This window comes from Blautia sp. DFI.6.71 (assembly GCF_020593585.1).
GTDB lineage: Bacteria > Bacillota > Clostridia > Lachnospirales > Lachnospiraceae > Blautia_A > Blautia_A wexlerae.
Genome location: NZ_JAJDMJ010000032.1, coordinates 1 through 20,191, shown reverse-complemented (window position 1 = coordinate 20,191; position 20,191 = coordinate 1). Strand labels below are relative to the sequence as shown.

Here is a 20,191-nt window from a genome sequence, read left to right as displayed (position 1 = left end):
TGAGAGGAGCCGTAATTTCAGAACAGCAGAGCTGTTTTCTTATTAAGATATCTTCTTAGATTAAGAATTTTCTTTCCCAATCTTAACTTTACAATGTTTCCGATAACAGGCAATGCCATAATTTACAATATTCTTCATCCCGTCACTCTTTAACCTTGCAGCATACTGACGTTGTTCAATCTGTTTCAGAGCTTCTGTACAAGCTGCCTCCATTCTGTCTTCCTGAGCATATTTCATCTCGATCACCACTCCGACACGATTCTCCGGAACTTCCAGTAAAATATCACAATAACCTTCACCAGATTCTATATTCGACCAGACAGCCCAGTTCTCCATATGACTTAGCAGCCCCAGCAAAACTCCATGATAAAAATTTTCTTTTCTTCCCTTAACTGCCGTATCCCGAATACTGATTGTATTCCATAAATAGTCGTTAAACAAATCTTCTATCGTTTCTGCATCTCCATCTGGAAAAGCCATGCATAATTTATCAAGCTTCTTTACATCCTCAGATGACTTTTCCTGAAACCATTCCCTGATCTGAAGTTCAAACAATTCTTTAATTTCCCTGTTAGGAATTGCCAGACGTAACTTTCTGCTGTCTATTCTTTCACGTTGTGTTAAATACCCTGTTGTAAAAAGTATACTCCAAAGATTCTCAATGGATTTATCCAGTTCATTATATGTCAGTTCCTGTTTTATTTCTTTTATAACCGTTTCTCCCGAAATCAGGTTTTCGATTTCATCTCTCGTCTGTTTATTCGCTTTATCTATAAAACGACTCACAATGCTGTTGCTGCTGGTATTAGACCAGAAATCTTCTGGTATCGCATCAGAATCTGCACATAAATTTCTGCAATAACTGATCACATCCCAGGGACAATACACTGCTTTCTTTCCAAACTGATAACCATCATACCATTCCCTGATTGTTTCATGGTAGTCAGAAAGCCCAAAATATTTCAGCATTTCTGCGACCTCATCATCTGTAAATCCAAAGAACTCATCAAACTGTACACTCGTAATCGAAAAAACATTAAAATTATTTAATCCTGTAAAAATGCTTTCCTTCGCAATTCTCAGGCATCCCGTAAGTACTGCAAAAAACAGGCTCGAATTTGTCTTCAAAACATTTCCAAACATGTTTCTGATCAAAGATACCATCTCGTCATAATATCCATACTGGAACGCTTTATCTAATGGCACATCATACTCATCAATCAAAAGAACCGCTTTTTTTCCATAATGTTTCTCCAGTAATACAGTTAATATAAGCAGCGCCTTCTCCATTGTGGCATCAGACATTTTGAAATCGCCATGATCATCAACGACAGTCAATGCTTTATAAGAGTTTTTTTCTTCCTCTGTAAGGCGGCTGCTCTCTGCCAGAGCACTAAGTCTCCACGCCTCCATTCCCAGAGTATTCTTCAGCGATTTCCGGGCTGACTCAAAATTTAATCCCTCCACATTCTTCAATGTAAGCGAAATTACCGGAAACTTTCCCATATATTCTTCACACAGTTCTTTTTCACGGGATACCTTCAGTCCATTAAACAGCGATTTATCACATCCGATTTCCAGAAATGACTGCAGCATATTCATATTCAGAGATTTTCCAAAACGGCGAGGACGTGTAAACAGATTCACTTCTCCCCAGTTATGAAGAAGTTCTGTTATCATTTCTGTTTTATCCACATAGTAAAAATTATGCCGGATTATTTTTTCAAAACTATCTATTCCAATTGGCAGTTTCTTTCTGTTCCGCATATTTTTCATCCTCCTTCATTACCAGATTTTGCAAGTCAAACGGATATTCGCAATCCGCATTCGGTTAAAAAATTCCCCGAAAAACAGCTTCCCTGATTTTAGATAATGATAACATGAAACATTTGTAACGTAAAGCAGGAGTTACTGCCACTTCGAGCCCGACTAAGCCAGAAATAATAACAGCAATTTTTATTTCAGACAGGAATTATTTATGCTAAAATGTACCTAATTATAACAATTCCGACGTAATTTCCTAAGCATAACAAAACAGCAGCCATTGCGGTACTGTTTAGAGTATCTCACAATGGCTGCCTGTCTGATATCACAATTTCATTTGTTATTTCTTATACCAGAATTTCTTACATTTCACCAGTACCTTTCCATCCGGAGCATCTGCCATCCTTCCGATTTTAAACCTGTAATTTTTTGTCTTTCCGGCCGGAATATTTACATTGTAGGTTTTGGTCGGTGTTGCAGTTTCATCCAGTGGTATCTCAAAATACATCGTTACCTTTGTAATCGTATAACTGGAAGTGTTCTGCATACGGGCAGTTATATACAGCTCTCCTGTGTTCGGATTGTACTCATATCCCTTGTAGCTGACTTTGAGCTGGTTTAGCTTAGGTATCGCTGACTTATACCAGAACGATAAGCATTTTACCTTCGGCGCTTTATATGGCTGCTGAGTCATTTTTCCAATATAAACCGTCTTATTCACTGTCTTTCCGGGATTGATCGTTACACTGAAGGTCTGGGTTATGGTTCCATCCTCCATAATAGGTATCTCATATCCCATCTTCACTTTTGTAATCGTGTAACTCGAAGTATTTTTCAGACTCAGCTTCAGATATAACTTTGCTGTATCATTGTCATATTCGAATCCTCTGTAGGTTACTTTAAGCTGTTTGGCAGTTGGCTTGGCAGCAGCCGATGCTACCCTTGGGAAAAATAAAAGTGCTGCAACTGCCGCCAGAAGAAAAAATACCAGATAACTTCTACATTTTCCTGCAAATCGATTTTTCATACTCATAAAAATCTCCTCCTCTCTTGATGTGCCATTATAGTTTCAGGCAAATATCAGGAAATACTTTTGATACACCTGATATTTTTTTCAGATTTATTATATATTTACAATACAATATCAGGAAGAAATTTTCTATTAACTATTGGTTAGTTTTTTATAAGCGCCATTACAGTCATCTATAACTTTGATTGTAATTGACCTAAAAAGAAGCAGATCTCCGTTTCTGAACTCAGAAATGAAAATCTGCCAGCTTAACTTATGATACTAACGGCAGTACGTAAGTCACCCAGAACCATGACATAGGCATGATCAGCACCATCGCCGGTATCATGTCCGCAGTTGGGAAGTTCTTCAGCTTCACCATACGAAAACCGGTTGCAAGCATCAGAAACCCGCCACAGGCTTTAAAGTCATTGATCATGCCCGGTGTAGTCAACGGGAAAATCGCCGTTGCTGCAAAGAACAGGATCAGGAAAATGATCACCTGCGGAATGGCGATCATACACACTACCATTCCCAGGCTGCAGGCAAAAATAGCTGCTGTAAATAAATCCAGAATAGATTTGGAGATCAGCACTGAATGATCCCCGCTCATTCCGGATACGATAGAGCCATAGATTCCTGTTCCGCTTGCACAGAATAATACGATGATCGTCACCAGTGTATTCATAAACTCATCCTCAGAAAGCTCTGAATTTGAATTCTTGATAAATTTGCCGATCACACGCTGCATAACACCGGCACCGGCATTAATCCTTTCTCCAAGATGAATCGCAAGTCCGATTCCCGTACCGATCACAACAGAAAAAATAACCGCCGGCATATTTTCCATCAGACCGATGGTGCTGATTCCCATTCCCATAGAACATACCCCGAATACAAGGGTAATATCCTCTTTGAATTTCGGACTTAATTTGTGCCCCACAAGAGCCCCCAGGATTCCGCCGATAACTATGGATAATGCATTGATAATTATTCCAATAGGCATAACCTTTTTCTCTCTCCTTTATCTTTATCTTTTTTCTTCTTCGTAAATATTATACCCATCTCTGCCATTCTGTTTTGTCTTATATAGTGCAGTATCTGCATTTTTATACAGATCAAGATATCCTGTTCCATGTTCCGGAGCAAATGCCATTCCGGCACTAATGGTAATATTCTTTCCATTCATTTCCGTAAACGATAATTCTTCAACCTTTTTTATCAGACTTTCGATTCTGGAAACAGCAACTTCTCTGCTGTCCGTTTTCCTCATATATACTACAAATTCATCACCACCAATCCTGCCAACAATATCTCCTTCACGAAAATGTTCATGAAGCACTTCACCAAATTTGTGCAGGACTTTGTCCCCTGTAATGTGTCCATATATATCATTTACTTCCTTAAAATGATCCACATCCATGATCACAAAAGTTCCCGGTTCCTGCGGGTGTTCCTGCAGAACATTATGGATCCGTTCTTCTGTACTTCTCTTATTGTACGCGCTGGTCAGTGCATCTGTCTCTGCTGCCTGAATAAGCTGTTTATCCTTTGATCTGTTCTTAACAAATCCCCAAAGGAACAACATGCTTACCATAACACAAAACCCGATTGTAAAAATCAGTTCATATCTTCGTACAAAGTTATAAGATTTCTGCGCTTCAGAAACAGGGATAACATAACAAATCATCCAGTCATTCAATCCCATATCTGTATAGGCCAGATAACGGTCTGAATTATAATCATTTCCAATTCTTATTTTCATCAGTCCATCGGCACCCACTGTAAAATCTTTTTTCACTTCTGTCAGGGACGAATCAAAAATAAGTGTCTGATCATCATAAAATTCAAAGAAGTTATCGCCATATTCAATCTCATGATAGGCAAAATCACCATCATACGCAATAATCTCACCATCACTGGTAGTAATCAGTGTATATCCTACATCTTCAAAGAAATCGTTAAACAGCATACGGCTTAATGCAGTTACGTTATAAGAACCACCCAGAACTCCTATCACTTTTCCGTTTTTCCAGACCGGTACGCCCAGAATTACACGGGTTTCTTTATCTACGCTGCTCTCCAGTGGATCGCTTAGTGTTTCTTTTCCCTCCATTCCTTCCTTAAAATATCTCCTCAAAGATACATTCTTCTCTGCTCCGTTATCATAATGAGCCGTACCATCTGCTTCAATCAGTGCTGTACGCTCTAAAGCAGTTTCCTCTTCAAGCGATATTAACATTTCCATATTTTCATCCGACACAAGTTCTTCGGATTTTCCAATCTCTTTTGCTATACCCCTCAGATATCCATAATGAATATCCAAAATTGCTTTAATATGTTCACTCTGTCTGGAAACATTCGTCTTAATTACTTTCTGCGAGTTACGCTCAATAGAATTCTGCGTGCATACCAGAAATATGCCCAGACTTACTGCTACCGCACACACAAATATAAGAGCAGCAGCTACATACTCAGTGATTTCATTTTTCTTTCTCATAAACATCTCCTTTCACCCCACATTTTTCTGTTTGTCTTTTGTTGGGTTACATTATACACACACTTTCCCGAAACTGCGTTCAAAATACTTTCACTGTTAATCCTCTGTAACAGATTTGTGTAATACATATATCTGTCGCTTAAACCTTCAGGACAATTTTAATATATCAAATCGAACTGTGAAAATCCAGATAAATCGTCAAATTTTCGTCAAAAAAAGACAGACTCTCTATTTTCTTTCAAGATATCTGTCTTTTTAATCATATACATTACATTGGTTCTAAAGTGTGTTTAAAAAATGCTTTACACAAGATATGCGTCACATTTTATGGGAGATTTTTTCAAACCCACACTGGTATGCCAGATGATCAGATCAGCTTAACAATATCATTATACATAACAAATACCATCAGCGCCATCAACAGCATCAGCCCTGCGAAATGGATGCCGCCCTCCACCTGTCTGTTAATCGGTTTTCTGCGGATTGCCTCTATGACAAGGAATACCAGCCGTCCACCGTCCAGTGCCGGAAACGGAAGGAGGTTCATAACTCCAAGGTTTGCAGAGAGCAGAACTGCCAGATTAAGCATATTCATCCACAGGATCATGGTTCCTTCGCTTTTGCTTTCCTCATACGTAGTTCCGATTGCATCCACAATTCCGACCGGACCACTCAGATCTTTCATTCCAAGCTTTCCGCTGACCAGCTCTTTCAGGCTGAGAATCGTTGTACGTACCATATATTTTACTTCTACGGCACCATATTTGACTACATTCAGCCCTTTTGCTTTTTCAGAATACATATTGTAGGTAAATCCTGATTCTGCCGTACGGTATTCTTTTGGTGTAACCGTAATATCATATTCCTGTCCGTCCCTGGAATAGGTAATCTTTACAGACTTTTCTGTCAGCGGATTCTCCTGAATATATTTCTGGTAATCTGCTGCATTTGTAATCTTCACTCCATTAATGGATGTGATCACATCTCCCTGCTGAATCCCTGCTTCCTGCAACGGCATTCCATCCATTACAGATTCCACTGTCATGGCAGAAGTATCATCCCCGTTGAAATTGCAGCCCAGAAGGTATCTCACATTTGTATCCGACTTATAGGAAATGTCCATCTTCTTTCCATCACGCTTAACAGTCAGGTTAATGGTATCTCCCTCTTTCAGCTGGTTCAGATAGGAATATACATAGAGATCTTTTCCCAGATCAATGTGATATCCCTGATAACCGGTAATAATATCTCCCTCTTTCAGTCCTGCCGCCTCAGCCGCAGAACCTTCCTTTACGGAAAGAACTCTGGATGGTTCATATCCTACAGCACCTACAATGATCACAGACAATACAAATGCCATGATAAAGTTAAATACCGGTCCTGCGGCAACTACAGAAATCCTGCCCCACACAGACGCACTGTTAAAAGTTCCCGGTTCATTCTCTATGTCCGTATCCTCCCCCAGCATGGCACAGGAGCCACCGATAGGAAGAAGTTTCAGTGAATATCTGGTATCTCCTTTCTCAAAACTGTAAAGTCTTGGTCCCATTCCCAAAGAGAATTCTGTGACCACGATCTTATTCAGCTTTGCAAAAAGAAAATGTCCCAGCTCATGAAAGAGAATGATTGCACTGAATATGACAATTGCAATAATAATTTTCAATCTACCACCTGCTTTCAATCCAACGATAAGTTTCTTTCTCAATCTCCAGAATCTGATCCAGGTCCGGATCCTTTACTGCTGTATGTCTGCTCATAGACTGCCCGATAATCTCGTAAATATCCAGAAAGCTGATTTTTTTCTGAAGGAATTTGCGGACTGCCAGCTCATTTGCAGCATTAAAAACGGTTGGCATACTGCCGCCTGCCCTTGCCGCTTCCACCGCCATTGGAAGACCTTTAAAAGTTTTCCTGTCCGGCTCCTCAAAGGTGATCTGCTTCAACATATGAAAATCCAGTCTGTCGCCTTTTAAAAATCTTCTGTCCGGGTAGCATAATGCATACTGTATCGGAAGTCTCATATCCGGTGTTCCAAGCTGTGCCATCACTGCACCGTCCTCGAATTCCACCATAGAGTGGATAATACTCTGCGGCTGAACCACAACCTGAATATGATCCAGATCTACATCAAAAAGCCATCTGGCTTCCATAACTTCCAGACCTTTATTTACCAGAGTTGCAGAATCCACTGTAATCTTCTGTCCCATTACCCAGTTCGGATGCTTCAGCGTATCCTCCAGAGTCACCTTCTCCAGATCTGCTGTTTTCTTTCCGCGGAAAGGACCGCCGGATGCAGTGATGAGCAGTTTATGTATCTGCTCTCTTTTCTCTCCATGAAGTGCCTGGAAAATAGCACTGTGCTCGCTGTCTACAGGCAGGATCTGCACACCGAACTGCTTTGCCAGCGGCATGATCAAATGTCCGGCTGTTACCAGTGTTTCCTTATTTGCCAGAGCAATATCCTTACCTGCAAGGATTGCTTCCATAGTTGGTCTGATTCCTATCATTCCTACGATAGCGGTCACCAGAATGTCTGATTCTTCCATTCTGGCAAGTTCGATAAGACCACCCATCTGGCTTACGATTTTTACATCCAGATCCTGCACACGTACTGCCAGATCTCTGGCTGCCTCTTCTTTCCAGACTGCAACAAGTCTGGGATGAAATTCACGTATCTGCTTCTCCAGCATTTCTACATTGCTGCCTGCTGCAAGACCAACTACTTCCAGGTCATCATTTGCACGTACCACATCCAGTGTCTGTGTTCCGATCGAACCTGTAGAACCTAAGACTGCTACTTTTTTCATATTGTACCTCATTTCAATACTTATACAACAATTTTATAAAATTACTTCTGACCTGACAGTTCTCATATCAGAAAATACTGTAAACATGTATATCAGAAGAATATATGCTCCGTTAGAGCGCGTCTGAAAAAGGCTTTCTGCAAGATGTGCGTCACAATTTGTGGGATATTTTGCCCGGATGAGGGCGCCGTAGCGGGCTACGGCAACTGAATTCGGGTGAAATATCCCGCAAAGTGGGGCGTGCAGATTGCGGGAATGATTTTTCAGACACGCTCTAGATCTCAATCATCACAAGAGAGAGGAAATAAATAACCGGTGCTGTGAAGATCACACTGTCGAATCTGTCAAGGATTCCTCCATGTCCCGGAATTAATTTTCCATAATCTTTAATCCCCTGATTTCTCTTGATCGCAGATGCAGCCAGATCGCCTACCATGGAGATCAGTGCTCCGATTGCACAGATCACAGCATATTCCAGCATCGGTCCCTGAGTGGCTGCTGCATAGATCACACCAAGAAGTGCAGCTCCTGCCACACCACCCACAGCTCCCTCCACAGATTTCTTAGGGCTGAGGACAGGTGCCATTTTATGTTTACCGATCAGCATTCCCACACAATATGCGCAGGTATCACATCCCCATGAGCACAGAAAGATCAGCCATACGTGGAACTTTCCACCGGGAAGCTCTCTGGTAAGATAAATAAACGACAACATAACTGCCACATACACAATACCAAACAGTGCAGGCATTACCTGCCCTGCCTCATAGGTTGGATAAGTGAACACGTATACAAACATGAGCAGCACAAGTCCGAAAATGATTGCCAGCACTCCATACCTCTCAAAATCAAGCAGTACTGCCAGATAATATAATACTGCGCCTAAATAGCCTGCTGCTGCCAGCAGATTTATCTTCTCATCCTGCACCTTCATTGCTCTGTACAATTCTCTCATTCCAATGAGAGAAACCGCAAGAAGTGTGAAAAACAGCACATAATCACCGCTGATAATAGTGGCAAGCGCAATAATCACAAGCAGGATTCCGCTTAAGAGTCTTGTCTTAAACATTCTTTACTCCTCCTTAACTCCGCCGTATCTTCTGTCTCTCTGATTATATTTCTCAATAGCCTTAATCAGCTCTGCTTTATTAAAATCCGGCCATGCCACATCTGTGAAATAAAATTCTGTATAAGCCATCTGCCATAACAGAAAATTGGAAAGTCTCAATTCACCGCTTGTGCGGATCATCAGATCCGGATCAGGGATTCCTGCCGTATCCAGGTAATTGTCAAAAACATGCTCATCAATTTCTTCCGGCTTTACTTTTCCATCTGCAACATCCTGCGCAAGTTTGCGGATACCTCTTATGATCTCATCTCTGCTGCCGTAGTTTAATGCAATCTGGAAATAGATTTCATCATATTTCTGAGAATATTGTTCCAGACGTGCAATACTTTCCTGAATATCCTGATCAAATGCCGAAACCTCTCCGATCACCCGGACACGCATTTTGTTCTTATCTGCCAGTTTAATACATTTTTTCAGATAACTTCGGAACAGTTTCATCAGACCGTCCACCTCATCTTTGGAACGTTTCCAGTTCTCTGTGGAAAAAGCATATACAGTCACATATTTAACTCCCAGCTCCTTCATATAGTCACAGACTGTTTCCAGATTTGCACAGCCCTTCACATGTCCGTAGCTTCTGGGCATTCCCTTTGCCTTCGCCCAGCGTCCATTACCATCCAGAATAATGGCAATATGATTTGGTACATTCATACTCTTGTTTCCTTTTCTTATCCTGTTATTCCTTTAACCTTACTGTCTCATCATAATGAACCACAGTTTCCGGTCCATTATCTCATTCAGATAAAAAGAGAGCCCGCATTCATGGAGCTCTCCTTTTCGTTTCCCTTATACGGTCATGATTTCTTTGCTCTTTGCATCCACTGCCGCATCAACTTCTTTGATATATTTATCTGTGCTCTTCTGGATTTTCTCCTCAAGTTCTTTGATTTCATCCTCAGATACATCCTGTTTTGCAAGTTTCTTAAATGCATCATTTGCATCACGACGAATGTTGCGGACTGCTACTTTGGCTGCTTCGCCTTTTTTCTTGACATCTTTAACCAGTTCCTTACGGCGTTCCTCTGTAAGTTCCGGGAATACAAGGCGGATTACTTTACCATCGTTGCTTGGATTTAATCCAAGGTCAGAGGTAAGGATTGCTTTCTCAATTCCTTTGATCAGGCTGCTTTCCCATGGCTGGATCTGGATCATACGAGCTTCCGGGACAGTGATATTTGCCACCTGCTGAAGAGGTGTCGGAGCTCCGTAATAATCTACGGCGAGTTTGTCAAGGATATGCGGGTTCGCACGTCCTGCACGAATTGTAACCAGTTCGCTCTCAAGACTTGCCAGTGTCTTTTTCATCTTCTCTTCATATTTCTGAATTCTCTCATCCATTAGGTTCGTCTCCCTCTTTTTATAGTTTTTATATTACACTTTCTCTGTAAACTGACTTATAAGCCTTACTTATACAGTAACCTTAGTTCCGACAAATTTGCCATGTACTGCATTGATGATGCTGTCTTTTTCATCCAGTGCAAATACCAGCATCGGCATCTTCTGTTCCATACACATGATCGATGCTGTCAGATCCATAGCTGCCAGTTTCTTTGCAACTACTTCTTCAATGGAAATTTCATCATATTTTACTGCATTCGGGTTTGTCTTCGGATCACTGTCATAAATTCCGTCAACAGCTTTTGCAAGAAGGATTGCTTCTGCTTCGATCTCTACTGCGCGAAGTACAGTGGCTGTATCTGTGGAGAAGTAAGGATGTCCTGTACCGCCTGCAAAAAATACGATCTTGCCCTGTGCAAAGCTTGCTTCCACTGCATCCTTAGAGTAAAGGCTTGTAAATGCACCGCATACAAATGGTGTAAAGATTTCTGTCTTTAATCCAAGGTATCTGCAGATATCAGATACATAAATACAGTTCATAACTGTTGCAAGCATACCAATCTGATCAGCCTTATTCCTGTCGATAGTCTCACTGGTGCGTCCTCTCCAGAAATTACCTCCGCCGATCACGATGCCGATTTCCAGTCCTTCCTCAGCAATTGTCCTGATCTGCTTTGCAACTTCAATAACAGTCGCCTCGTCAAATCCGGTCTTCTTCTCACCGGCAAGGGCTTCACCGCTTAATTTTAATAATACACGTTTCATAGTAACTGTCTCCTGAAATTAATTTTATCGCAGGTAACAGAGGATCGGAATACCTCCTCTGTTACATTCGTAGTTCTATTCTACCATATTCCGGCAACAATTTCATTACCATTTTCATCAACTGTTGTAGAAACTGTGAAATTGCTGTAATAATGGAATCCTGTTTTACCTGTCTCAGGATCATCCTCATAGCTGCTGCCCTGTGGAGAACCGCATGCGCCTTCCAGTGCATCCAGAGACTGACCGATATACTGTTCTGCTGTGGAAATCATATCGCCGCCATTTCCCGGATCATCGTTACTGCCCGGATTATCATTAGTACCCGGATCGTCTGAGTTTCCTCCATTGCCCGGATCATCTGAATTATCCCCGGTTCCATTGCCACTGTTATTATTCTGATCAGAACTGTTGTTACTATCTGTGGAATCAGAATTATCTGCAGACTTCTTATCACTGTCGTCTGTGGAATCTGATTCTGACTCACTGTCATCTGTAATGCCAAGACGTTCCTTTACCGCATCAAGCGTGGATACTTCTTTTGTTGATGTACCTGTCAGATATTTTGCATATGGGATCGCATCATCATCTGTGCCATCCATACATAACGTAATCTGCGAAATTGTTCCAAGCGGAATATCGCGGAAAAAGCATTCATTCTTGTCCTCATCAGCATATGCAATACGGATATCATAGGAAGCTGTACTCTTGTTGGATGTTGTCTGTGTATCTGATGTCTGTGTACCTGATGTCTGTGTACCTGATGTCTGTGTACCTGATGTCTGTGTATTTGCAGTCTGCATATAATACAGTGCCTTGTCCTTATCTGTCAGGGTAAACATTCCATTGATGAGATCATCTCCCCATCCTCCATCCTCGTCTGCATCATAATCCTCACTGTCTTCATCCACATGAGTCCGGATATAGAGTGACTGGATGTCATCCCCTGTATTATTTACAAACACAATCTTAGATGCTGTGGAAGTTTTCTCCCCCATTACATTCTTTATGTCTTCATCTGCTGTCTGCTGCATATCCACCATATCGACTGCCTTGGTTACTTCAGGAGTCGGGGTAGCTGTTACCTCTACAGGTGCTGTCTCTGTTGTCTTTTTCTTACCACATCCGGCAGCTGCCACTGTCATTACTAACAGACCTGCCAGTATTAAATAACGTTTCTTCATAATATATTCCCTCCTGCTATATGGAATATCTTTTTTCTTTTTAACAATGTCATTTTTTCAATTCCCTATTATTGCAGAGTATCGAAAACTTGTCAACTAAGCCTCTGCCGATTTCATACAATTTTAAGACTTTCAGGTTTTTAAAGTTTCTGCCTGCGGACGCATTCTTATGAAAAAATCACATTTTTCCTACTTCATATTATTGCACAAAAGGAAGCACACACTGTAATCAGCGGATACTCCAACAGAAAGGACTGCCATGTTACTCTGGCAGTCCTTTCTTATCCTTTTGTGGTCATATTTAATATATTTCTATTCTGCAAGCTTCATCAGAAGTTCCACACATTCTTCCTCTGATAAAACCGAAGTATTCAGGCAGATATCATAGTTTTCCATTTTGCCCCATTCATGTCCTGTATAAAAGTTATAATAATCTCTTCTCTGACGATCTTTATATGCAATTCTGTCAAGTGCCTCTCTCTGAGAAATATGCTTATTTTTCTTGATCCGTTTAATACGGTCTTCCATATCAGATGCATAAATATACACACGAAGCAGCTGATTATCATCTTTCAGGATCTGGTCTGCACATCTTCCCACAAAAATACATGGACCTTCCTGTGCCAGGCGCTTCACTGTCTCTTTTTGCGCATGAAACATCTTCTCCGGAATTGTCAGGCGTTTTTTATCCTGCGATTCTTCCGACATCATTACTCCGATTGCATAGAGAAGACTGGTCTTGCCTTTAAATTCATTGATGATTTCCTGGCTGATTCCATGCCTCTCTGCTTCCTTCAGCAAAAGCTTACTGTCGTAACAGGGAACTCCCATTTTTTCTGAAAGCAAAGCTGCAATGTGTCTTCCACCGCTTCCATACTGTCTGCTGATCGTGATTGTTTTCATAGGGCACCACTCCTTTCAGCTCATCTGCCTGAAAAATGAATTGTTATTTTTTTATCTATATGATAGATTATACGAATTTTCGAATATTTTTGCAATATCCATTAATTTTTTCATAACATTTCACAATTTTGAGCCAAAGGATTTGGTAATATTATCAATATAGATTCTTAACCTTAAAGTCACGTTCTGCTTCTCTTCTCTGGTCTTTCTTTGCGATATCCTGTCTCTTGTCATAAAGTTTCTTACCTCGAGCCATTCCGATCTCTACTTTTACCAGACTGTCTTTGAAATAAACTTTCAGAGGTACCAGCGTCAGACCTTTCTCTTTTAGCTTTGCTTCGATTTTGTTGATCTCATACCTGTGAAGCAGCAGCTTACGGATCCTCAGGGGATCTTTATTAAAAATATTGCCTTTTTCATAAGGGCTGATATGCATTCCGTAGATGTAAACCTCTCCGTTTTCCACACGTATAAAGGATTCCTTAATACTACACTTACCCATGCGCAGGGATTTTACCTCTGTTCCTGCAAGGGCAATGCCGGCTTCATAAGTATCTTCTATAAAATAATCATGAAATGCCTTTTTATTATTGGCAATCAACTTCATTCCTTTTTTCTTTGCCATAATATCCTCCAAGCCATTTTTATTTAACTCTCTTCTTCATCATCAAATACCAGAAGTGTATCCATACATTTTTATTTAATTCTCTTCTTCATCGTCCCGGATATCAGAAACCAGCTCAAAGTCTACAGTCTTGAGCATCTTATCTGCCTCTGCCACGCGGACACGAACCTTATCTCCCAGCTTGTACACTTTCTTTGTCATCTCACCGCGAAGTTCATAGCTCTCCTGGTCAAAAACATAGTAGTCATCACGCAGCGTGTTGACATGAACCAGTCCCTCTACAGTATTCGGAAGTTCCACATAAAGCCCCCATCCGGTAACACCTGAGATAATTCCCTCGAACTCTTCTCCCAGATGGTAGGACATGTATTCTGCTTTCTTCAGCTTGTCTGATTCACGCTCTGCCTCATCTGCGCGGCGTTCGCATACACTGGACTGCCTCGCAACTTCATCAAGGATTTCAGCATAGTGTTCGGTTCTGCCTTCACGCATCAGTCTGCCTCGTAAGTTATCCTTAATGATCCTGTGGATCTGCAGATCAGGATATCTTCTGATCGGAGATGTAAAATGGCAGTAATATTTTGCTGCCAGTCCAAAGTGACCGCTGCATTCTGTTGTATATTTCGCCTGTTTCATGGAACGCAACACCAGACGGCTGATCATTGCTTCATTCGGAAGCCCTTCGATACTTTCGATGATCTGCTGGATTTCTTTTGGCGTGATTTCTTCTTTTGCTTTCTGAATCTTCACACCCTGATTGTGAAGTAATGTCAGAAGACTCTCCACTTTCTCCGGATCCGGGTTATCATGGGTTCTGTATACAAACGGAATCTCTTCTGTGCAGTATTCCTGTGCCACAGTCTCATTTGCCATCAGCATGAAATCTTCAATGATTTTGGTTGCCACATTTGCTTCATATGGCTTAACATCGATTGCTTTTCCTGCTGCATTGAGAATAATCTTGCTCTCCGGAAAATCAAAGTCAATGGAACCTCTGTGATGGCGGCTGTTTCGTAAGATTCCGGACAGTTCTTTCATCATAAAGAACATCGGGATAAGTGCATCATACCGTTTCTTTGCTTCTTCGTCTGTGTCCTCAAGAATGTTCTTTACATCAGTATAGCACATTCTCTCATTTACGTTAATCACTGTTTCCGCGATCTGATGGGAAACTACCTTACCCTTTTCGTTAATGTCCATCAGGCAGCTCAACGCCAGTCTGTCCTCTCCCTGATTCAGAGAACAGATTCCATTGGAAAGACGTTCCGGCAGCATTGGCACAACGCGGTCTGCCAGATAAACACTGGTTCCACGTTTCAGTGCTTCCCTGTCCAGAGCACTGTTATACTGTACATAGTTGCTTACATCTGCGATATGGACTCCCAGATGATAGATATCCCCTTCTTTTGTCAGGGAAATCGCATCATCCAGGTCTTTGGCATCTTCGCCGTCAATAGTGACTGTCTGCAGATGTCTCAGATCCAGCCTTCCATCTCTGTCTGCATCCAGCACATGATCCGGAACACGCTGAGCCTGCTTCATTACTTTCTCAGGAAATTCACTTGGGATTCCGAAGCTCTTGACGATTGCCAGGATATCTGTACCCGGTGTTCGGATATTTCCCAGATTCTCCTTAATTTTTCCTTCAGGATTCTTATTTCCGGAGCCGTAATCTGTGATCACCGCGATTACTTTATCACCATTTTTAATTCCTGCTGCTTCTTTTCTCGGAATGAAGATATCTTTGGAAAATTTCGGATTATCACTGATCACAAAACCGAAATCCCGATTTAACTGGTAAGTTCCTACAATTTCAGGCATACCACGTTCCAGAACCTTCACAACTACACCTTCCTGGCGTTTTCCCTCTTTTTTGTCATCTCTGATGATGATCCTTACTTTATCCTGATGCATGGCTGTTCCTGTATCACTTTCAGGAATAAAGATATCCTCATCCTGTCCTTCGATTTCTACGAAGCCGAAACCTTTGGGATGTCCGATGAAGGTTCCCTCAGCCTGGATTCCCTCCGGCTGCTCTTTTTTATTTTTATCTTTCTTCTTTCTACCATACTCTGATCCGTATTCTTCTCTTCGGTCATCGTAATAACGGTCATCTTTTTTCTTTTTCCATTTTCCTTTGACCTTTTCATATCTGCCCTTGCGGTCTACAGATACCTTTCCTTCCTCGCAAAGTTCGTCCAGAACATCATACAGCTCTCTTTTCTCTTCTTTTGAAAGTCTCAGAAGAGAAGAAATCTCGCGGAGTCTCATTGGCTGATAAATAGGATCTCCCATCAGTTCCAGGATAAACTTTTTTCTTCTGTCCATATCTTTTTTACTCATATTACTCCTCACAGCCTCCGCAGAGGACTTTTATCTGATTCAGCTCTTTATGACACAAAAAACACTCTTGCACATAACAAGAGTGTTTCAAATTTCTTTTCTGATTAACCAAGCATATTTAATGCTACAGAAATTACAAAAAATAAAATTCCCATAATAGTGGTTGCCTTAACAAGTCCGCCCTCCATGGAACGACCTTTGTTCTTACCCCAGTATGTTTCTGCTGCTCCGGCGATAGCACCAAGTCCCTGCTGCTTACCTTCCTGCATAAGAACTACTACTGTAAGAGCGATGCAATCTATTATGAAAATGACACTCAGAATGATCTTAATAATCTGCACTTCGTTACACCTCCTAATCAACTGAGTTTCATTGTAACATAGCCGGATTGGGATTTCAACCACAATTCAGAGTTTTTGTCAGGTTTCTTAACAATTTTTTTCATTTTCTTTAAAAGGATTTTCATACACTGCCAGTTCTCCCAAGGCCTCATGGATACGAAGAAGCTGGTTATATTTGGCATTTCGGTCCGAACGGCAGGGTGCACCTGTCTTAATCTGGCCGGCACCTGTGGCAACTGCCAGATCTGCGATAAATGAATCTTCCGATTCTCCTGATCTGTGAGAAATTACTGCCCTGTATCCCGCTTTCTGTGCCATTTCCACTGCGTCCAATGCTTCTGAAAGTGTTCCTATCTGGTTTAATTTTATCAGAATGGCATTTGCCGCTCCCAGTTTGATACCACATGCAAGACGTTTGATATTCGTGACAAACAGATCATCACCTACAAGCTGTATTTTATCTCCCAGTCTTTTTGTCATCTGTTTCCAGCCTTCCCAGTCATCTTCCTCAAGTCCATCTTCAATGGAAACAATCGGGAACTTCTCTGCAAGTTTTTCATAATATTCTATCATCTCGCCGGAATCCCTGAGAACTTCCTCCCCTTTCATTTTTCCTTCTCCGGGGAAAACATAAACGCCTCTTTCTTCATCGTACAGTTCACTTGCCGCAGCATCAATTGCAATGCTGATATCCTTTCCGGGTTCATACCCTGCCTTTTTTACTGCTTCCAGAATCACTTCCAGGACGCTTTCTGAATCGGAAAGATCCGGTGCAAAACCTCCCTCATCCCCGACTGCTGTTGACAGACCTTTTTGTTTCAGGATAATTCTGAGAAACTGGTATACTTCCGCACACATTCGGATCGCCTGCTCCATATTTTCCGCTCCCGTCGGCATGATCATGAATTCCTGTAAATCCACCGTATTGTCAGCGTGACGTCCCCCATTTAAGATATTCATCATCGGTACAGGCATCTGTCTGGTATGGCAGCCGCCAAGATACTGATATAAAGGAACGCGAAGAGCTGCTGCTGCCGCCCTTGCTACTGCCAGGGATACTCCCAGTGCCGCATTTGCCCCTACATTACTTTTATTGTCTGTGCCGTCTGTTTCTATGATTTTTTTATCAATATAGGACTGATCCAGAGCATTTTCTCCAAGAATTGCTTCTGCCAGCTTTGTATTTACATTCTCCACTGCTTTGCGGACACCAAGTCCGGTGTAGCAACCTTTTTCTCCGTCACGAAGCTCCACTGCCTCGAACTTTCCTGTGGAAGCTCCCGAAGGGACGATTGCCCTTCCCGTATATCCATTTATCCCGATCACACCTTCTCCTACTGTTACTTCTACTTCCACTGTAGGATTTCCTCTGGAATCAAGTACCTGTCTTGCATGAACCCTTCTTACAGGCAGATAACGTAACATATTAGAACCTCCTGATCATTTTAATAAACCGGTAACTGTTCCATATTTTCACAGTTACAGTTAAACCTCAAGTACAGCGTTTCGTAAATAACTATACCAATCGCGTAGGATGCGGATTCGAGTGTGCTGGTATAAAAACGCAGGCGTAGCGGGCTACGCTGAGGCTTTTAGACCTGTGCAATCGGATTCGCAGACAAGTGAGTGGTATAGTTATTTCGAAAACGATGTACTAGTCAAAATACGTCACTGAGAACGGCGTGAACAGTAACGTAATTTGACTTGTATATCTTTACAATCATATTTTTACCCAATATGCTTCCAGCTATGCATTGTCTATATCCATTATTATTTTCAGAATATTTTATCAATACAAATAATTTTAATATTATCTTTTAAATATTTTTGCAAATTTTCTATTTTTATTCTTGACATTTCATTCTTTATCTGTTATATTAAGTTCATAAAACAAAAGGGATTACGAAAAACAAAAAAGTAAAGGAGTGAGACCACCGAAAACATAATCTTTTCTTCATAATTTAAGAAAGCGAGGTACAGACCACCAGAATAGCAAAGTTTCAAATTCATGACTTATAAGAAAGGTAGGTACGGACCACCAAGAACTTAAGCTTTTAAATCCAACTAAGTTTTATAAGTAGTTCCTATCAAACAAGGAAGGTACAGTCCAATGGAAACCTAACGATTTATCTTATTTTGAACGTAACAGTTAAACATTCTAAAGAAGGTACGGTCCAATGGAAATTTAATGATTTACCTTATTTTTAAAGTGACATTCAATCAAAATAAGGAAGGTACAGTCCAATGAAACGTTAACGATTTACCCTATTATAAAACGTAACCGTTCATTTACATGAAGAAGGTACAGTCCAATGAAAACTTAACGATTTACCCTATGAAACTATAAAAGGAAGGTACAGACCAATGGGACAGTAAGTTGAACCGTTAATTTCATAATTCAAATTCATACAATTTCATAATTTATTTTACAGAAAGTGAGGTATCATCCCTTGGATACAGAATCTTAACAGGAGCCACGATGAAATATAAATCTGTGGCTCTTTTATTTGTCATTCAGCTTCTATAGTTCCCCTCTTTCTCATATATTAAACTAATATCATTCCGTTCTGAGGTTAATACTCTCTATGCATCTCAAATACATATCTTCCACTCGGATTTTCTCTTCCAGATTTACCAAGATTTTTCTTCTTTTCTGTGCTTGTGCATTTATAGGTTCCTCTATAGGAAAAATCGTATCGCACAACACTGCCAGACAGACTGCTGCTTCTGCCCAAAGTTCCAACTGGGGACTCAGTTTTCAGGAAGAAGGCAAACGTCCTGTTGGAAATGCAACGATAGAAGAACTGGCTCAGTACAATGCCTTTTTTGCTGAAGATACCGAAGAAAAGAAAATCTATCTCACCTTTGACGCAGGCTTTGAAAATGGAAATACTCCTGCTATTTTGGATGCACTGAAAAAACATCAGGCACCTGCTACATTTTTTGTGGTTGGAAATTTCATTTCGGAAAACAAAGATCTGATCAAACGAATGGAAACGGAAGGGCATATTGTCGGCAATCATACTATGACGCACCCGGATATGTCAAAAATTTCCACAAAAGAATCTTTTCAGAAAGAATTATCCGATGTAGAAAAAATTTACAGGGAAATTACAGGAAAAGAAATGACAAAATTTTACCGCCCCCCACAGGGCATCTACAGTACACAGAATCTGTCTATGGCCAGAGAACTGGGATATCACACATTTTTCTGGAGCCTTGCCTATGTAGACTGGTACCAGGATAACCAGCCAGATCCGCAGGAAGCTATTTCAAAACTGACGAAACGGATTCATCCGGGAGCTATTGTACTGCTACACAGCACCTCTTCCACTAATGCACAGATTCTGGATGAACTGTTGGATAAATGGGAAGAGATGGGATATTCCTTTCATTCTCTGAATGAATTATGATCATTTAACATTTTCCGATACTGTTCACACACCACTATCCCGCGAGGTGTTTTGGCATGAATATGCCAAAATC

Annotated in this window: 17 protein-coding genes and 2 pseudogenes; 2 read left to right on the top strand and 17 right to left on the bottom strand. The window is 41.0% G+C overall.

Features of this window, described 5'->3' with window-relative positions; translation table 11 throughout:
- Nucleotides 1-60: 60 nt before the first annotated feature.
- The 7 genes and pseudogenes from LJE12_RS13165 to LJE12_RS20720 all read right to left on the bottom strand — a co-directional run.
- Nucleotides 61-1,767, bottom strand: a complete 1,707-nt coding sequence (locus tag LJE12_RS13165) for an AAA family ATPase (protein ID WP_055058720.1) — start codon at nucleotides 1,765-1,767, stop codon at nucleotides 61-63.
- 337 nt (nucleotides 1,768-2,104) lie between these two features.
- Nucleotides 2,105-2,797: a hypothetical protein gene (locus tag LJE12_RS13160; RefSeq protein WP_055058721.1), complete on the bottom strand. Its 693-nt coding sequence runs from the start codon at nucleotides 2,795-2,797 to the stop codon at nucleotides 2,105-2,107.
- A 250-nt stretch (nucleotides 2,798-3,047) separates the two neighbouring features.
- Nucleotides 3,048-3,779 carry a DUF554 domain-containing protein gene (locus tag LJE12_RS13155; protein ID WP_022380718.1) on the bottom strand — a complete coding sequence of 244 codons (732 nt, stop codon included), beginning with the start codon at nucleotides 3,777-3,779 and terminating at the stop codon, nucleotides 3,048-3,050.
- 24 nt (nucleotides 3,780-3,803) lie between these two features.
- Nucleotides 3,804-5,273 carry a sensor domain-containing diguanylate cyclase gene (locus tag LJE12_RS13150; protein ID WP_055058722.1) on the bottom strand — a complete coding sequence of 490 codons (1,470 nt, stop codon included), beginning with the start codon at nucleotides 5,271-5,273 and terminating at the stop codon, nucleotides 3,804-3,806.
- A gap of 367 nt (nucleotides 5,274-5,640) precedes the next feature.
- Nucleotides 5,641-6,936: an RIP metalloprotease RseP gene (gene rseP / locus LJE12_RS13145; protein ID WP_008707652.1), complete on the bottom strand. Its 1,296-nt coding sequence runs from the start codon at nucleotides 6,934-6,936 to the stop codon at nucleotides 5,641-5,643.
- Between the two features lies 1 nt (nucleotide 6,937).
- Nucleotides 6,938-8,080: a 1-deoxy-D-xylulose-5-phosphate reductoisomerase gene (dxr, locus tag LJE12_RS13140; RefSeq protein WP_008707653.1), complete on the bottom strand. Its 1,143-nt coding sequence runs from the start codon at nucleotides 8,078-8,080 to the stop codon at nucleotides 6,938-6,940.
- Between the two features lie 33 nt (nucleotides 8,081-8,113).
- Nucleotides 8,114-8,287: pseudogene (locus LJE12_RS20720) on the bottom strand (DUF6783 domain-containing protein); the annotation flags it as partial.
- Between LJE12_RS20720 and LJE12_RS20715 the strand changes: the two are divergent.
- Nucleotides 8,225-8,392, top strand: a pseudogene (locus LJE12_RS20715) (DUF6783 domain-containing protein). The pseudogenes LJE12_RS20720 and LJE12_RS20715 sit on opposite strands and share 63 nt — an antisense overlap.
- Here the strand turns inward: LJE12_RS20715 and LJE12_RS13135 are convergent.
- The 10 genes from LJE12_RS13135 to eno form a co-directional block, all read right to left on the bottom strand.
- The gene (locus LJE12_RS13135) at nucleotides 8,355-9,149 is read right to left on the bottom strand and encodes a phosphatidate cytidylyltransferase (RefSeq protein WP_008707654.1); all 795 of its coding nucleotides are present in this window, start codon (nucleotides 9,147-9,149) and stop codon (nucleotides 8,355-8,357) included. The pseudogene LJE12_RS20715 and the gene LJE12_RS13135 sit on opposite strands and share 38 nt — an antisense overlap.
- 3 nt (nucleotides 9,150-9,152) lie before the next feature.
- On the bottom strand, nucleotides 9,153-9,881 hold the full coding sequence (locus LJE12_RS13130; protein WP_319792459.1) for an isoprenyl transferase: 729 nt from the start codon (nucleotides 9,879-9,881) through the stop codon (nucleotides 9,153-9,155).
- Nucleotides 9,882-9,995: 114 nt separating this feature from the next.
- Complete coding sequence (gene frr, locus LJE12_RS13125; RefSeq protein ID WP_008707656.1) at nucleotides 9,996-10,547, bottom strand: ribosome recycling factor; 552 nt, start codon at nucleotides 10,545-10,547, stop codon at nucleotides 9,996-9,998.
- Between the two features lie 69 nt (nucleotides 10,548-10,616).
- Nucleotides 10,617-11,312, bottom strand: coding sequence for a UMP kinase (pyrH, locus tag LJE12_RS13120; protein WP_008707658.1), 696 nt, complete (start codon nucleotides 11,310-11,312; stop codon nucleotides 10,617-10,619).
- A gap of 80 nt (nucleotides 11,313-11,392) precedes the next feature.
- Nucleotides 11,393-12,493: a hypothetical protein gene (locus LJE12_RS13115; RefSeq protein ID WP_055058724.1), complete on the bottom strand. Its 1,101-nt coding sequence runs from the start codon at nucleotides 12,491-12,493 to the stop codon at nucleotides 11,393-11,395.
- Between the two features lie 312 nt (nucleotides 12,494-12,805).
- Nucleotides 12,806-13,396 carry a cytidylate kinase-like family protein gene (locus LJE12_RS13110; RefSeq protein ID WP_025580323.1) on the bottom strand — a complete coding sequence of 197 codons (591 nt, stop codon included), beginning with the start codon at nucleotides 13,394-13,396 and terminating at the stop codon, nucleotides 12,806-12,808.
- Nucleotides 13,397-13,550: 154 nt separating this feature from the next.
- A complete protein-coding gene (gene smpB / locus LJE12_RS13105; RefSeq protein WP_025580321.1) occupies nucleotides 13,551-14,021 on the bottom strand; it encodes an SsrA-binding protein SmpB in 471 nt (156 codons plus the stop codon).
- A gap of 75 nt (nucleotides 14,022-14,096) precedes the next feature.
- Nucleotides 14,097-16,364, bottom strand: coding sequence for a ribonuclease R (rnr, locus tag LJE12_RS13100; protein WP_025580320.1), 2,268 nt, complete (start codon nucleotides 16,362-16,364; stop codon nucleotides 14,097-14,099).
- Between the two features lie 104 nt (nucleotides 16,365-16,468).
- Entirely contained in the window at nucleotides 16,469-16,705 is a 237-nt protein-coding gene (gene secG, locus LJE12_RS13095) for a preprotein translocase subunit SecG (protein WP_008707669.1), read from the bottom strand.
- Nucleotides 16,706-16,792: 87 nt separating this feature from the next.
- Entirely contained in the window at nucleotides 16,793-18,130 is a 1,338-nt protein-coding gene (eno, locus tag LJE12_RS13090; protein WP_025580319.1) for a phosphopyruvate hydratase, read from the bottom strand.
- A 1,160-nt stretch (nucleotides 18,131-19,290) separates the two neighbouring features.
- Between eno and LJE12_RS13085 the strand changes: the two genes are divergently transcribed.
- On the top strand, nucleotides 19,291-20,118 hold the full coding sequence (locus tag LJE12_RS13085; protein ID WP_227292224.1) for a polysaccharide deacetylase family protein: 828 nt from the start codon (nucleotides 19,291-19,293) through the stop codon (nucleotides 20,116-20,118).
- Nucleotides 20,119-20,191: the final 73 nt, after the last annotated feature.

What these genes read in the sequence shown, in the direction of transcription:
- LJE12_RS13110 (WP_025580323.1), bottom strand. Translation starts at nt 13,396, where the DNA reads ATGAAAACAATCACGATCAGCAGACAGTATGGAAGCGGTGGAAGACAC.
- pyrH (WP_008707658.1), bottom strand. Translation starts at nt 11,312, where the DNA reads ATGAAACGTGTATTATTAAAATTAAGCGGTGAAGCCCTTGCCGGTGAG.
- rnr (WP_025580320.1), bottom strand. Translation starts at nt 16,364, where the DNA reads ATGAGTAAAAAAGATATGGACAGAAGAAAAAAGTTTATCCTGGAACTG.
- LJE12_RS13150 (WP_055058722.1), bottom strand. Translation starts at nt 5,273, where the DNA reads ATGAGAAAGAAAAATGAAATCACTGAGTATGTAGCTGCTGCTCTTATA.
- smpB (WP_025580321.1), bottom strand. Translation starts at nt 14,021, where the DNA reads ATGGCAAAGAAAAAAGGAATGAAGTTGATTGCCAATAATAAAAAGGCA.
- LJE12_RS13160 (WP_055058721.1), bottom strand. Translation starts at nt 2,797, where the DNA reads ATGAGTATGAAAAATCGATTTGCAGGAAAATGTAGAAGTTATCTGGTA.
- LJE12_RS13085 (WP_227292224.1), top strand. Translation starts at nt 19,291, where the DNA reads ATGCATCTCAAATACATATCTTCCACTCGGATTTTCTCTTCCAGATTT.
- LJE12_RS13155 (WP_022380718.1), bottom strand. Translation starts at nt 3,779, where the DNA reads ATGCCTATTGGAATAATTATCAATGCATTATCCATAGTTATCGGCGGA.
- frr (WP_008707656.1), bottom strand. Translation starts at nt 10,547, where the DNA reads ATGGATGAGAGAATTCAGAAATATGAAGAGAAGATGAAAAAGACACTG.
- LJE12_RS13165 (WP_055058720.1), bottom strand. Translation starts at nt 1,767, where the DNA reads ATGCGGAACAGAAAGAAACTGCCAATTGGAATAGATAGTTTTGAAAAA.
- LJE12_RS13115 (WP_055058724.1), bottom strand. Translation starts at nt 12,493, where the DNA reads ATGAAGAAACGTTATTTAATACTGGCAGGTCTGTTAGTAATGACAGTG.
- eno (WP_025580319.1), bottom strand. Translation starts at nt 18,130, where the DNA reads ATGTTACGTTATCTGCCTGTAAGAAGGGTTCATGCAAGACAGGTACTT.
- LJE12_RS13135 (WP_008707654.1), bottom strand. Translation starts at nt 9,149, where the DNA reads ATGTTTAAGACAAGACTCTTAAGCGGAATCCTGCTTGTGATTATTGCG.
- dxr (WP_008707653.1), bottom strand. Translation starts at nt 8,080, where the DNA reads ATGAAAAAAGTAGCAGTCTTAGGTTCTACAGGTTCGATCGGAACACAG.